Origin of the sequence: Paenibacillus naphthalenovorans (genome assembly GCF_001465255.1) — a bacterium.
In the GTDB taxonomy this organism is placed as follows: Bacteria; Bacillota; Bacilli; order Paenibacillales; family NBRC-103111; genus Paenibacillus_G; species Paenibacillus_G naphthalenovorans.
Map to the genome: position 1 here is coordinate 43,103 of NZ_CP013652.1, position 13,952 is coordinate 57,054.

Annotated in this window: 12 protein-coding genes; 11 read left to right on the forward strand and 1 reads right to left on the reverse strand. The window is 52.0% G+C overall.

Annotated elements, in window-relative coordinates; genetic code table 11:
• The first annotated feature begins 2 nt into the window (after window positions 1–2).
• From IJ22_RS00215 to IJ22_RS00265, 11 genes are all read left to right on the forward strand, one after another.
• Window positions 3–791: an ABC transporter permease gene (locus IJ22_RS00215; RefSeq protein ID WP_062406313.1), complete on the forward strand. Its 789-nt coding sequence runs from the start codon at window positions 3–5 to the stop codon at window positions 789–791.
• A 14-nt stretch (window positions 792–805) separates the two neighbouring features.
• Window positions 806–1,873 (forward strand): ABC transporter ATP-binding protein, encoded by a 1,068-nt coding sequence (locus IJ22_RS00220; protein WP_062406314.1) that lies wholly within the window; start codon window positions 806–808, stop codon window positions 1,871–1,873.
• 20 nt (window positions 1,874–1,893) lie between these two features.
• The gene (locus IJ22_RS00225; RefSeq protein ID WP_062406317.1) at window positions 1,894–3,606 is read left to right on the forward strand and encodes an adenine deaminase; all 1,713 of its coding nucleotides are present in this window, start codon (window positions 1,894–1,896) and stop codon (window positions 3,604–3,606) included.
• Between the two features lie 143 nt (window positions 3,607–3,749).
• Window positions 3,750–4,814, forward strand: a complete 1,065-nt coding sequence (locus tag IJ22_RS00230; protein ID WP_062406320.1) for an LLM class flavin-dependent oxidoreductase — start codon at window positions 3,750–3,752, stop codon at window positions 4,812–4,814.
• Window positions 4,815–5,013: 199 nt separating this feature from the next.
• A complete protein-coding gene (locus IJ22_RS00235; protein WP_062406321.1) occupies window positions 5,014–5,859 on the forward strand; it encodes a MurR/RpiR family transcriptional regulator in 846 nt (281 codons plus the stop codon).
• A gap of 13 nt (window positions 5,860–5,872) precedes the next feature.
• Window positions 5,873–6,946, forward strand: coding sequence for a 2-hydroxyacid dehydrogenase (locus IJ22_RS00240; RefSeq protein WP_054817577.1), 1,074 nt, complete (start codon window positions 5,873–5,875; stop codon window positions 6,944–6,946).
• A 157-nt stretch (window positions 6,947–7,103) separates the two neighbouring features.
• Window positions 7,104–8,687, forward strand: a complete 1,584-nt coding sequence (locus IJ22_RS00245; protein WP_062406322.1) for an FGGY-family carbohydrate kinase — start codon at window positions 7,104–7,106, stop codon at window positions 8,685–8,687.
• Window positions 8,688–8,777: 90 nt separating this feature from the next.
• On the forward strand, window positions 8,778–10,166 hold the full coding sequence (thrC, locus tag IJ22_RS00250; RefSeq protein ID WP_062406324.1) for a threonine synthase: 1,389 nt from the start codon (window positions 8,778–8,780) through the stop codon (window positions 10,164–10,166).
• A 189-nt stretch (window positions 10,167–10,355) separates the two neighbouring features.
• Window positions 10,356–11,141, forward strand: a complete 786-nt coding sequence (locus IJ22_RS00255; RefSeq protein ID WP_062406326.1) for a TrmB family transcriptional regulator — start codon at window positions 10,356–10,358, stop codon at window positions 11,139–11,141.
• A gap of 64 nt (window positions 11,142–11,205) precedes the next feature.
• Window positions 11,206–12,048 (forward strand): fumarate hydratase, encoded by an 843-nt coding sequence (locus IJ22_RS00260; RefSeq protein WP_062406328.1) that lies wholly within the window; start codon window positions 11,206–11,208, stop codon window positions 12,046–12,048.
• A 24-nt stretch (window positions 12,049–12,072) separates the two neighbouring features.
• Window positions 12,073–12,633: a Fe-S-containing hydro-lyase gene (locus IJ22_RS00265; protein WP_062406330.1), complete on the forward strand. Its 561-nt coding sequence runs from the start codon at window positions 12,073–12,075 to the stop codon at window positions 12,631–12,633.
• 49 nt (window positions 12,634–12,682) lie between these two features.
• On the opposite strand, the gene IJ22_RS00270 is transcribed toward IJ22_RS00265, so the two are convergent.
• The gene (locus tag IJ22_RS00270; protein ID WP_137670643.1) at window positions 12,683–13,936 is read right to left on the reverse strand and encodes an MFS transporter; all 1,254 of its coding nucleotides are present in this window, start codon (window positions 13,934–13,936) and stop codon (window positions 12,683–12,685) included.
• Window positions 13,937–13,952: the final 16 nt, after the last annotated feature.

Sequence of the window (13,952 nt, forward strand, 5' to 3'; positions counted from 1 at the left end):
ATGTGCGGGAGAACCATCGCGGACTGGGTTTGTTTACGCTGCTGGTCTATATCTTTCTGCTCGGGCCCCTGCTGATTATCGGGGTGGCTTCCTTTGAACCGGGCACAATTCTGAAATTTCCTCCCCAGGGATTTTCATTCAAATGGTATCAACATATCTTTGAAGTCGAGATGTTCATGAAGACCTTCTGGACATCCGTGCTTGTTTCGTTTGTCGGCAACGTATTGGCGCTTCTGCTGGGCATTCCCGCGGCGTACGCGTTAAGCCGGTTTAGCTTCAAAGGCAGGGACACCTGGAATGCGGTCTTTATTTTGCCGGTGCTCATCCCCGGCATTGTGCTCGGCTTTATCATGCTGAAGTATTTGATCGTCGCTTATCAACTGCCGATTTATACGGCCTTGTTCGCGGGGCATACCGTCATTATGCTTCCGTTTATGATCCGCGTCATCGCTTCCAGCTTGTCCAATTTCGATTTTGCCGTCGAGGAAGCGGCGCATAGTCTTGGGGCGGGGCCTCTCCGCACCTTTTTCACCATCGTGCTGCCCAATATCAAGTCGGGCCTTATCGCAGCTGTACTCATTGCGTTTTTGGAGTCGTTCAACAATGTGGACATTTCCGTCTTTATGACGGGACCGGGCGTCAGCACGCTGCCGATCCAGATGCTGACTTATGTGGAAAATAACTTTGACCCGACGATCGCGGCGATTTCCGTGCTGCTCATGATCTTTACGGCCATGCTGATGTTTGTGATCGAGCGATTGATGGGATTATCTTATTTTACCAAAAAATAACGGAGGCTATTATCATGGCATTGCTTATGCTGGACAACGTATCGGTCGCTTACGATCAGCAAAATATATTGCAAAATTTCAGTCTGGACATAGACAAGGGGCAGTTTGTGTCGCTGCTCGGTCCGAGCGGCTGCGGGAAAACGACGACCTTGAGATTGATCGCCGGATTCCTGGAAGCCAGGGCTGGGCGATTCATATTTAACGGAAAAGACTACACCCGGGTTCCGGTCAGCAAACGGAATTTTGGCTTTGTGTTTCAAAGCTATGCTTTATTCCCGCACCTGAACGTTTACGATAATGTCGCTTTTGGCCTGCAGATGCGCAAGGTTCCCAGGGAAGACATCGACCGGCGGGTCAAAAAAATATTGGACATTGTCAGTCTCGGAGGCCTAGACAAGCGAATGCCCAAAGCTTTATCGGGAGGGCAGAGGCAGAGGGTAGCGATCGCCCGCGCGCTGGTGATCGAGCCCGACCTGCTACTGTTTGACGAGCCGCTCAGCAACCTCGACGCCAATCTCCGGATCAACATGAGGGTGGAAATCCGCCGCATTCAGCAGGAGCTCGGCATTACTACCGTCTATGTTTCGCATGATCAGGAGGAGTGCTTTTCGATTTCGGATCAGGTGGCCATTATGAACAAAGGGTTAATCGAACAGCTCGATACACCGGCCGCCATATTTAAATACCCTAAAACCGAATTTGTCGCCAAGTTCACCGGCTTTACCAACTTTATCGATTTCGAAGCGCGCAGAGACCGCGGCGGAGACATTGAGCTGAAGCACCGGGACGGGCATACATTCACGGTCGCTCCGAATCCGAAGTATGCGCAGCATGCCGGCCGGAAAGGCGCCATACGTCCTGACGATATCGTCCTTCACGGCGTTGGCGAGGCTTACTCCTCCGGCGGGAACAGCCTGACGGGAACCGTCAAGGTGAGCACATTCCTGGGACGAAGCTACCAATATATCGTTGAAACGGAGCTCGGGAATTTTACGGTCAACAAAGAAATGGATTTACCTTATGTCAACGGGCGGCAGGTTCATCTGCATTTCCCTAAGGACAAGCTGGTATTGGTTAAATAATGAACTTGGAGGTGCCCGGCATGCGAGCGGATCTGCTGATCCAAAACATTCATATCTACAACAGTTATTTTAAATCATTCATTCAGGGAAACGCGGCTGTCGCGGACGGCAGGTTTTTGTACATCGGCCCCCGCGGAGCGGAAGACCTTGAAAGCGATGAAGTGATGGACGGGAGCGGACGCTATCTGATTCCGGGACTGATTGACATTCATCTTCATATCGAAAGCACGATGGTGACGCCCCGGACGTTCTCTTACGGGCTCCTCCCGAACGGCGTCACGACCATTGTGCCCGAGCCCCATGAGATGGCCAATGTATTCGGGATGGACGGCGTGAAGCAGATGATCCGGGCGAGTGAAGGCTGTATGGTCGATATGTTCTATGCCGTCCCCAGCTCGGTTCCTGCAACTTCGCTGGAAACGTCGGGAGGCTCTCTGGACATTCCCGAATTGGACGAGCTGCTGCAATCGGAGAACATCATTTGCTTGGGCGAAATCATGAACTACGTCGATGTCGTGACCGCTCCCGACAGCAAGACGAATCGGATTCTGAAGCATGTCCGCAGCCATTATCCCGATTTGATCATTGAGGGGCACTGCCCGAGGCTGCTGGATCTGGATTTGCAGCGCGTCATTTATGCCGGAGTCGATTCGGACCATACGCATCAGACCGTGGAAGGGTTGAAAGCGCGTATCGGCGCAGGGATGTTTATCGAAATTCAGGAAAAATCGATGAGCGAAGAGGTGATGGACTTTTTGATTGCCAACGACGTCTCGGAGCATTTTTGCTTTGTAACCGACGACGTCATGGCCGATTCCCTTCAGCGGCGGGGCCATTTGAACCATCTGGTGCGCAAAGCGATCTGTATGGGCATGAGCCCCGAGCGGGCCATTTACGCGAGTACATTCACCCCGTCCAGGAGGATGCGGCTTCACGATCGGGGGGCGATCGCCCCAGGGAAGATCGCAGATTTCCTGGTCGTATCCGATATCCGGGAGTTCGCCATTGATCAGGTGTACAAGAACGGGCGGCTAGCGTTCGATGTTAACGATGATTACCGGCAGCAGGAGTTTCCGCCGGCATTCCCGGCCCATTATTACGAAAGCGTCAAACTTCCTCTGCTGACCGAAGCCGATTTCGCGATCCGCACGGAGGAGGCCGACGGCCGGTATGCCTGCCGGGTGATGATGGTCAATAAAGATTCGACGTTCACCCGGGAGCACCGCGGGGAGGTGGACATCCGGGGCGGGGAGCTCCTATGGCAGGAAAGCCCCTATGGCCTGATCGCTACCTTCGAGCGCTACGGCAAGACTGGCAATCGGGCGTACGGTTTGATCGGCGGAGATACGATCCAGCGCGGCGCGGTGGCGACGACTTACTCCCACGATAACCACAACCTGCTTGTCGTCGGTCATCATCCGCAGGACATGATGCTGGCGGCCAATGAGGTGATCCGTTGCCACGGAGGCTTCTGTGTAGTGGAGGACGGCCGTGTGCTGGCCCATCTCCGGCTGTCCGTCGGCGGCATCTTGACCGAGGCCCCGCTGGAGCAGGTGGCTAAGGAAGTGGAGCGGCTGTGCCAAGCGATGGAATCGCTCGGATACCGCCATTATAATCCGATTATGTCGATCAGCACGCACTCGCTGCCTGTCAGCCCGCATTTGAAAATAACCGACCGGGGTTTGATCGATGTAAACGCGGGAAAGATCGTATCATTGATAACAGGAAAATAAGGAATTGACAAAAAAACGGATCAATTTTATAATTTAAATTATTCCAATTGAATTAATATGATTTGACCGGTACGCCGGAAAATCCATTCTCGCTGCGAGAATGGATTTTTTTATTCTTATGAGAAGATAGGAGGATGTAAAATATGATTCGAATTGCAGGTCCTAGGTTTGGAGTATGGACACCGGTTTATGGAACATGGGGGGCTACGACGCATCCGGAGGACCCCTTTGACGCTTCCTGGGAAAGAGCTAAACGGCTGGTGCTGTCCGCCGAAAAGCTCGGCTACGATTCAACGCTTATAGCCCAGCATATCGTCAATCCGTACGGGCATGAATTTGATATTTTGGAGACCTGGACCGCAGCCGCCGGTCTGGCCTCATTAACCTCAAGCATTGAAATTATCGCCGCGATAAAGCCGACGCTCTTCCACCCGGTGGTGCTCGCCAAGCAAGCTCTCGGCATCGAGGAGATCAGCGGCGGACGGTTCTCGATCAATGTGGTCAATGCCTGGTACAAACCGGAGCTGCTCCAATCGGGCATTCCTTTTGCCGAACATGACGAGCGTTATATTTACGGAACCGAATGGCTCACGATTGTCCGTTCGCTGCTGTCCGGGGAGAAAACCAGCTTTGAAGGCAAGTACTTCCACGTGGATGGAATTGAATTGAACCCGAAACCGAAAACAAGGCAGCGTCCTGCCATTTATGTGGGTGGAGAGTCGGAGCCGGCGAGAGATTTGGCTGCGGGTCTGGGCGACGTCTGGTTTATTAACGGGCAGCCGCTTGAGAATGTCGAGAGGCTCATCCGTTCCGTTGCCGGGCGGAAACGGGAAGGCGTCCCCGTCCGCTTTGGGCTGTCCGCTTTTGTCATTGCGCGTGAGACGGAGGAGGAAGCGCAGGCCGAGCTGGCTAAAGCCTGGGAATATGCCAAGGCCGACCAGCCTCTGAATGAACAGCTTTTCGGACATGCAGACCAGAAAGCAGTCATGTTTCAAACGATTGCCAAGTATCCGGCTATAGGTACGAACGGGGGCACGGCAGCGGGGCTGGTCGGTTCATATGACCAGGTAGCCGAGCGGATCGCAGCGTTTCACGAGATTGGCGTCGAACTGTTTATGCTGCAGTTCCAACCGCTTGAATCCGAGCTGGAACGCTTTGCGAGGGAGGTTTTCCCGCGTGTTCGCAGCTTGAACCCGGTCGCGCTTTAATCTGAATGGGAATGTACAACAAATAAAAATCCTTGAAGCGGCCTTGGTCCTGAATTTTTTTGGACTAAGGCCGTTTCATTTTGCCCGTAATGTTATTGTCAAAGCCTTTTTGGCGGGGATTTTTTTGTAATAAAAATATATTGATATCAGTTCAAAAATGTAGTAAAACTACATTATACTGAAAGAGAGGACTGCAGGTATGGCTACTTTTCAGCATCGCGTCAAAGCCATTGAAAAGGAGATGACCAATTCCGAGAAAAAGATTTACAGCATTTTGTCCCAAACGGAGAAGCCTTTTCTGCTTTCCATGAATGAGCTGTCCAAATTGAGCGAAGTCAGCGAGCCCAGCGTAGTCCGGTTTTACCGAAGACTCGGGTATGCCAGTTATCAAGAGCTCAAGGTGGCGCTGGTTCAGGAAAATGCAAACGATAACGCGGCCGGCAGCATTTATGAAGAGATCGATTTATCGGATTCCGCCGATCAAATTTTTCATAAAATTATCGATCAAACCATGGTCGCTCTGCATACAACCAAGGAATTGATTAACTATGAAGCCGTTGAGCGTGCAGGCGCCATGATGGCCGCGGCCAAACGTCTTTTCTTTTTCGGACAAGGGGTTTCGGGGATTATGGCCAGCGATGCGGCTCACAAATTTCTCAGGCTTGGGGAGACGGTGATGCCGATTATCGACCTTCATATGGAAGCCATTGCGGCCTCCCATATGAACGAGGGCGATGTCATTGTCGCCATATCGCACTCCGGCGAAAGCGAAGGGCTGCTCAAGGTGCTCCAATTGGCTAAAGAAAAACAAGCCCGCATTATCGTCATTACGGGCTTCAGCAAGTCGTCGATCGCCCAGATCGCAGACGAGTTGCTGGTCACCAGTGCGAATGAGACCAACTACCGGCCGGACGCCATGGTAAGCCGAATCGTGCAAATGACGATTATCGATTGCCTTTACGTGATTACGGTGCTGCATAAAGGAAATCATGCGATTGAAGCCGTGAACCTTTCCCGCCTTGCGGTGGCCAAATTAAAAACATAATGGAGGGTGCAACATGAAGATACTTACTTTTGGAGACGCGATGATCAGCGGCAAGCAGTTTACGGAGGCCGCACGCTTATTGGGGGACCATGAAATCGTTACGACGGATTGGGAAACCGATTGGGGACGGCTGCAGAACAGACGGCTTGTCATCGAGCAGCAGGGGCCGGCGGTGGAGGAAGTTCCCGCGGTGTTTCGAGAGAACAAGGACGCCGATATGGTGCTCGGTTTGTTCGGACCCTTCTCTGCCGACGGGATGGATGCCTTTGATCATTTAAAGCTGATCGGCGTGGCAAGGGCGGGAACGGAGAACGTCGATGTGAAAGCGGCTACGCAGCGCGGGATTATCGTCGTCCATGTCATGGGCAGAAATGCACAGGCCGTTTCGGATTTTACCATAGGCTTGATGCTGAGCGAGTCGAGAAACATCGCCCGTGCGCATCTGTCGATCAAGAATGGGGAATGGCGGAAGGTGTTCAGCAACTCGGATTACATTCCGGAGCTGAAAGGCAAAAAAATCGGTATCGTCGGCTTCGGTTATATCGGACGCCTGGTGGCAAAGAAGCTGGCCGGATTCGATGTTCAAATCCTGGTGTATGATCCATACGTCAAAGCGGAATCCGTCGATATGCCGGGCGTGACTTTGGTCGGGAAGGAAACGCTGTTTGCCGAATCCGATTTTATCTCCATCCACGCGAGATTGACCGAGGAAAACCATCATTTCGTCAGCCATGCGGAGCTGTCCATGATGAAGCCTACGGCCTATTTGATCAATTGCGCCCGATCCGGGCTGATCGATACGGAGGCGTTGGTTCAAGCGCTGTCCGAGAAGAAGATTGCCGGCGCCGGACTCGATGTGTTCGATATCGAACCGATTCCTGCGGATCATCCGCTGCTTGCGCTCGATAACGTAACGCTGACCACGCATATTGCCGGAACGACTTCGGACGCTTTGACTCAATCGCCTTATTTGCTGGCAGAAGAAGTGAAAAAGGTGCTTGACGGGGAGAAAGCCAACTGGATCAAAAACCCCGAGGTTCTGGAGCATCCCAAAGTGAAGGAATGGCTTACCCTACTGAAATCATAAACGTATGGTGATCATGAAACCGGGAGCAGACGAGGTCATGACCCTTTTTGTCCGCTCTCCGGTGTATGCAGATGATTATCATCATCGGTTCACCTTGCAGCCATCGCTTCCGGCAATACCTGCACGTTGAACTATAGCATAAGCGGAGGAGACCCGTATGACCCATCACATGACCGACGGTCCATTGGTGCTCGTCTTGGATATCGGAACAACCGGCGGGCGCGTCATTCTTATAGACCAGGCCGGGGAAATCCTTGGTATGGCCTATCGTGAATATCAGAGTGTGTTTCATGCTCCGACCGTGATTGACCATGATCCTGCGACCTGGCTGCTGGCGATCGAGCAGGGGATTGCCGAATTGCGGCAAACGGCCGCGCAGCTATGGAACAAGGTTCGGGCAATCTCCATTGCCACGCAGCGGGCGACGATCGTTCCGGTTGACGAGAACGGCATCCCTTTGGCTCATGCGATTCTGTGGCAGGATAAGCGTCCGATCGAGGAAAGCAAACAAATTGAAGAACGCTTGGGACAAAAGATGATTTATGAGCGGACGGGACTCAAGATCGATCCGTACTTTTCACTGCCCAAAATCATGTGGTTCCGGAATCATAAACCGGAGATATACGCCCGGACGGCCTGCTTCCTAACGGTCCACGATTATCTTGTCCACGCCTTGACCGGCGAATTTAAGACCGATTGGACCCAGGCGTCCCGCACGATGCTGTTCAATATTCACGAGTTCGCCTGGGATCGGACCATTGCCGAGGCGATGAATGTGGATCTTCACAAGATGCCGGAAGCTTATCCGACGGGTACCATTGCCGGCAATGTAACGAACGCGGCGGCGGACCGGTTCGGCCTGCAGGCGGGAACGCCGGTTGTAATGGCAGGCGGGGATCAGCAGTGCGCGGCGGTCGGGCTTGGCGCGATCCGTCCCGGCATCGTGAAAGTAACGACAGGCACCGGATCTTTTGTCGTCGCCCCGACAGCCCGGCCGATTCGCAGCGCCGATCAGAAGGTCGTGTGCAGCGCATCCGCGGTTTTGGGCCAGTGGGTCATTGAAGCGGGCATCTTTACGACCGGCTCCACCTATCGCTGGCTGAGGGATTTCCTTGGGACGGACGGATCTTACGATGCCCTGAATCAGCAGGCGGAGATGTCCGCCCCCGGGGCGAACGGTCTGTTTCATATTCCGCATTATGCAGGCAGCGCCGCACCATATTGGAATGCCAACGCCTCGGGAATTTTGTTCAATTTGTCGCTGGGGACTAAGAAGAGCGATGTCGTTCGCGCCTATCTGGAGGGCATCTGCTTTGAAATTCAAAAAAATCTGAATGTGATCGATTCCCTGCTTTCGCAGGATCAGAAGGCGGACCATATCCGGCTCACGGCGGTTCATGTCAGCGGGGGGTTGGCCCGGTTGGACTTATTCAATCAAATTCAGGCGGATATTTACGGTCTGGTCGTCATTCCCGACCAAACGGAGCAGGCGACCTCCCTCGGAGCTGCCATGATCGCCTTCACCGCATTGGGCCTGTTTCCCGACTTGAACGAGGCGCATAAAAAGATGGGCAGGCTCGATCTGCAAAGGATGAAAACGGCGAACCGCGAGATGAAAGACATCTACCGGGAAATGGCCGAGCTTCATCATGCCATCTACGAGACTTTGAATAAAGAGCGAATTTATGAACGGGCAAGACGCGTGACGGAAAAGCTGAATGCTTTGCATAAACGGGAATAAACGAAAAAAGCCCCGAACGCCCCCGGGGCTTTTCCGCTTTGCGAAAAAGTGTGTTATAATAGGGGCTAATTATGACGTGAGGGGACTGCTATGGACTTTATAAGCACACGAGGCAAAGTGGAAAAAACGGGTTTTATCCGAACCTTTTTGATGGGGCTTGGAGATGACGGGGGGCTCATGCTTCCGACGGATATTCCGGCCGTTCCGCAAGAAGTGTTCAAACAATGGGAGCAATTAAGCTATCGGGACCTGATGCTCGAAATTTTCTCCTATTTCACCAACGGTGAGATTCCGCGGGAAGAGCTGAAGCAATTAATTGACGAAAGCTACTCGGGCTTCCGCAGCCCTGAAGTGACGCCGGTGAAACAAATTCACGATTCGCTGTATGTGCTTGAGCTGTTTCACGGACCGACGTTCGCATTCAAGGATATCGCCCTGCAATTTATGGGCAACCTGTATTCGTACGTCTCCCGCAAGGAGAACGAAATCATTAACATTCTGGGGGCAACATCCGGGGATACGGGGGCTGCCGCCATTCAAGGGGTCAGGGGGAAAGAAGGCATCCGCATCTGCATTCTGCATCCGCATCAAAAGGTAAGCAAGGTGCAGGAGCTGCAAATGACCACGGTCGACGACGAGAACGTCCTGAACTTATCGGTTCATGGCAATTTCGACGATTGTCAGCGGATCATTAAAGAGCTGTTCGCCGATGTGGAGTATAAAAACAAATATCATCTGCGGGCGATCAATTCGATTAATTTCGTTCGCATATTGGCGCAGACGGTATATTATTTTTACGCCTATTTCCAAATTTCCAGGAGGACCCAAGCGGAGAAAATCAGCTTTAGCGTTCCTACCGGTAATTTCGGCAATATTTTCTCGGCCTATCTGGCGAAGCGGATGGGACTTCCGATTCACCGCCTCGTGCTGGCTACCAACGAGAACAATATTTTGGAGCGTTTTGTAAAAGAGGGCGTGTATCGTCCGGGAGATTTCCGGGTTACTCACAGCCCGTCTATGGATATTCAGATTGCAAGCAATTTCGAGCGATATTTGTATTACCTGCTGGATCAAAATCAGGAGAAGGTTACGTCTCTCATGCAGCAGTTCCAGTCGGAAGGCCAAATCGTCATCGACCCGCAGCTGCTGAAGAAAGTACAGTCGGACTTCTCGGCTCACGGGGTGAAGAACGAGGAATGCCTGCAAATCATCAGCAAATATTCCGGGGAATACGACTATTTGGCCGATCCGCATACGGCCTGCGGCATCGCGGCTTACGAGGCCTGCTGCGACAAGGATGAGGTGTGCGTAACGCTGGCTACCGCTCACCCGGCCAAGTTTAACGAATCCATTCAGCTTTGCGATATCTCCCAGAAGTTCCCTGCCGAAATTCAAGCGCTTTTCGACAAGCCCCAGCATATGACTGTGGTTGAAAACTCGAAGCAGGAAGTAGCCGAACAACTGAAACGTTTCTTTTAATATCTGATCAAGCCACCGTCCGGGAAGTTCCGGGCGGTTTTATTTTGTTTTGAGTCACGAGTCGGGATAAATCATCGGCCGATCAAAAAAATAGTTGTAAAAAATTCTGCAACTGGTTATTATGGCATTAAGAGCAGTATACACTACTGTAGTAGTAACTATTGTTGGAATTAGAAATGAGGGAGAGGGATGGAGGATCTGCTGCAAAAGATTCAATCGACGGGATTGACCCAGTACGAGGCCAAGGTGTACCTGACGCTGGTTTCCCGCGGACCTTCGAATGCCTATCAGGTAAGCAAAGCCTCGGGTGTGCCGCGGGCACGCGTGTATGAAGTATTGGACGGCTTGGTGCAGCATGGACTGGTGATGAAGGAAGACGTGGACGGAGGAGCCCATTATTCCTCCTTGCCGGTCGAGGTTTTCCTGGAGTCGATGAAAACGAAATGGGAAGCGACCTACAGCCGTTTGGAAACCGAATTGAAGCTTCTTGAAAAACAAAGCCCCGAACCGGAAGTCTATGTGACGACGATTAAAGGAGAGGACAACATCTTATCCTTTTGCCGCGTTCTTATCCGGCGTGCGGAGAAGCGAATTCTGCTGTCTTTGTGGGAGCCCATGTATCGGAGGCTTAAGGAGGATCTGGAGGCCAAGCGGGATCAATGTCTGCTGAGCGGGCTTCTGTTCCAGGTAAAGGACCCGTTGCCGGGCCTGGAGGTTCACCGTAAAACCCATTACGTGGAGCATGTGGACCATCCGTGGTTTATTCTGTCCATAGATGGCAAGGAGCTGTTCTATGGCCATTCTCCTGAACAGAGCGGCGGCGCCTTCTATACCGACGACCCGGTTCATATTTACCTGCTGGAGGATTATATTTGGCACGATGTGCTGGTCAACCGGTTGGTCACGGAAGATAAGCGGGAAGAAATGGATCAATGGATCACTCCGGCAAGGAAGCGCTTTTTCGGGGAACAATGAATCGGCGCCCTGACCTGATCACATGTGCTCTTGAAGCAAATCAAATGAGAGAGGATAGATGACCATGAGAACCGTTCATGTCGATCAAATTCGTGATTCTATCGCCGTTTTGTGCTGGGAAGCCTGTTATTATCTGCCTGATGATATCCTTGCAGGCTTTCATAGGGCCAGTGAAAGCGAGAAATCGCCCCTGGGCAAAAGTATTTTGGATCAGTTGATTGAAAACGCTCAATTGGCTGCTGAAGAAAATCGGCCTTATTGTCATGATACGGGACTTACGGTGGTTTTTGCCGAAGTGGGCCAGGATGTTCATATTCAAGGCGGCAGCTTCACCGACGCGATTCATGAGGGCATTCGCAAAGGATACAAAGAAGGGTATCTGCGTAATTCCATTGTAGGCGATCCGCTGCTGCGCAATAATACGAACGATAACACACCCGGCGTGATTCATACCAAGATTGTGCCCGGGGATAAAATCCAATTCACCGTTCTTCCGAAAGGAGGCGGAAGCGAGAACATGAGCGCCATGAAGTTTTTGCTTCCCGGAGACGGCGTCGCCGGCGTGAAGAAGTTCGTCCTGGATACGATCCAGGCCGCGGGAGGAAGGGCATGCCCGCCATTGGTCGTAGGTGTAGGTATTGGCGGAAGCTTCGATAAGGTCACTGAAATCGCGAAGGAAGCCGTTTTGCGGGAAGTGGGGGTTTATCATCATGAGCCCCATATCGCTCAGCTGGAGAAAGAGCTGCTGGAGGATATCAACAAGACGGGCATCGGACCTCAAGGACTGGGAGGCACGAGTACGGCTCTATGGGTTGCCGTGGAAACCTACGGCTGTCATATTACCGCTCTTCCGGTGGCCGTGAATCTTCAATGTCATGCTGCGCGCAAAAAAACGTGTATCATCTAAACTAGATCGGGAAGGTGATTGGTTATGGCAAAAGTTCGTCTGGAAACTCCTCTGACCCGAGAGGCGGTAATCCAGCTTAAAGCGGGCGACGAAGTGCTCCTCAATGGAACGATTTATGTGGCCCGGGATGCGGCACATAAGAGGCTGTTGGAATTGCTGGCTCAACACCGCGATTTTCCGGTCGATTTAAAAAATGAAATTGTATTTTATGCCGGCCCCACCCCTCCGAAGCCGGGACAAATTATAGGATCGATTGCGCCGACGACAGCGTCGCGTATGGATCCTTATACACCCGCAATGTATAAGTACGGAGTCAAAGGCACCATCGGGAAAGGGCCGCGGAGCAAGGAAGTCAAGGAGGCCTGCATAAAGGAACAAGCCGTATGCTTCTCGGCGATCGGCGGTTTATCCGCGCTGTTGGCGCAGAGAGTCAAATCGGCTGAAATTATCGCTTACGAAGATCTGGGGCCGGAAGCCATCCGTAAGCTGACGGTAGAGGATTTTCCGGTACTGGTGGTGTACGATGCACATGGAGGAGACCTGTACGAGCAGGAGATAGCCAAATATAGAACGCTCGATTCTTGATGGACAAACAAGCTGATGCCTGTACAAACAGACAATCAGCTTGTTTGATTTATGCATTAAGAGGCCGCGACTGGGGCTTCTTCCTTACGCTGAACACAAATAAAGTCGCTACAATGCACAGGAGTCCGGCAAAGATAAAGGAAAGCGTATAGCTATGGTATTGCTCGTAAATGTATCCTCCTAAGTAAGCGGCTGCGCCGGAACCTAACTGATGTGCGGCGAACAGCCAGCCATAGATGACAATGCCGCGCTCTTTGCCGAAATGATCCGCAGCCAAGCGGACGGTAGGAGGAACGGTGGCGATCCAATCCAGACCGTAAAATACAGCGAAAACCATAAAAAGAACATACGATTTCAGGTCAAAAAGATAGGGCAGCAAAAGCAGGGACAAGCCTCTCAATCCATAAAACCAAAACAGAAGCCAGCGGTTGTCAAACCGGTCGGACAGCCATCCGGAAAAGATCGTTCCGATAATATTAAAAATACCCATGAAAGCAAATAGACCGGCAGCCTGAACCTCCGGAATACCGTGATGGGAGGATGCGGGTATGAAATGAGTGCCGATGAGACCTGTCGATGATGCGCCGCAAATAAAAAAGCTTGCTGCCAGCAGCCAAAAGGGCACGGAGCGAACCCCGGCCCATAAACCTTCAAAAGCCGCAGAAACGGGGTCTTTCTTCCTTGTATCCGATGGCATTGGCGGTTTGTCATCCGCTGCTCCATAGGGCAGAAGCCCTTTATCCGAAGGACGCTCCCTCATCCAAAATGCGATAAGCGGAATCATCAAAACCCCTAAACCAAGAAATAGGGATAAAGCGATACGCCAGGAATAGGCTTGAATCAGATAGGAGAGCAGAGGAAGAAACACCATTTGCCCCGCGGCCGTACTTGCCATCAGCAGCCCCAGCACCATCCCCCGCTTTTGCTCGAACCAGCGGTTGGCCACGGTTGCCGAAAGGACGGTGAGAAATACACCGGAGCCCAGGCTTATAATGATCCCCCATATCAGGTGAAGCTGCCAGATGTGCGTCATGACAAGGCTTGCAGCAATACTGGAAACCAAAAGGATCATGCCGTACACCATCATCTTGCGGACGCCGAACCGTTCCATTCCTGCCGCAATAAAGGGACCGGAGAATCCGTATAACGTCAAATTGACCGCAAAAGCGAGAGAAATGGCTGAACGGCTCCATTCGAATTCTTGTTCCAACGGAATGATTAGCACCCCTGTAGTGGAACGGATTCCTGCCACAATCAGTATGGTAATAAAGGTGATCGATACGATAATCCATCCATAATGCATAGAAAACCCTCCCCGA

What these genes read in the sequence shown, in the direction of transcription:
- thrC (WP_062406324.1), top strand. Translation starts at nt 8,778, where the DNA reads ATGGACTTTATAAGCACACGAGGCAAAGTGGAAAAAACGGGTTTTATC.
- IJ22_RS00225 (WP_062406317.1), top strand. Translation starts at nt 1,894, where the DNA reads ATGCGAGCGGATCTGCTGATCCAAAACATTCATATCTACAACAGTTAT.
- IJ22_RS00220 (WP_062406314.1), top strand. Translation starts at nt 806, where the DNA reads ATGGCATTGCTTATGCTGGACAACGTATCGGTCGCTTACGATCAGCAA.
- IJ22_RS00255 (WP_062406326.1), top strand. Translation starts at nt 10,356, where the DNA reads ATGGAGGATCTGCTGCAAAAGATTCAATCGACGGGATTGACCCAGTAC.
- IJ22_RS00235 (WP_062406321.1), top strand. Translation starts at nt 5,014, where the DNA reads ATGGCTACTTTTCAGCATCGCGTCAAAGCCATTGAAAAGGAGATGACC.
- IJ22_RS00270 (WP_137670643.1), bottom strand. Translation starts at nt 13,936, where the DNA reads ATGCATTATGGATGGATTATCGTATCGATCACCTTTATTACCATACTG.
- IJ22_RS00245 (WP_062406322.1), top strand. Translation starts at nt 7,104, where the DNA reads ATGACCCATCACATGACCGACGGTCCATTGGTGCTCGTCTTGGATATC.
- IJ22_RS00265 (WP_062406330.1), top strand. Translation starts at nt 12,073, where the DNA reads ATGGCAAAAGTTCGTCTGGAAACTCCTCTGACCCGAGAGGCGGTAATC.
- IJ22_RS00260 (WP_062406328.1), top strand. Translation starts at nt 11,206, where the DNA reads ATGAGAACCGTTCATGTCGATCAAATTCGTGATTCTATCGCCGTTTTG.
- IJ22_RS00230 (WP_062406320.1), top strand. Translation starts at nt 3,750, where the DNA reads ATGATTCGAATTGCAGGTCCTAGGTTTGGAGTATGGACACCGGTTTAT.
- IJ22_RS00240 (WP_054817577.1), top strand. Translation starts at nt 5,873, where the DNA reads ATGAAGATACTTACTTTTGGAGACGCGATGATCAGCGGCAAGCAGTTT.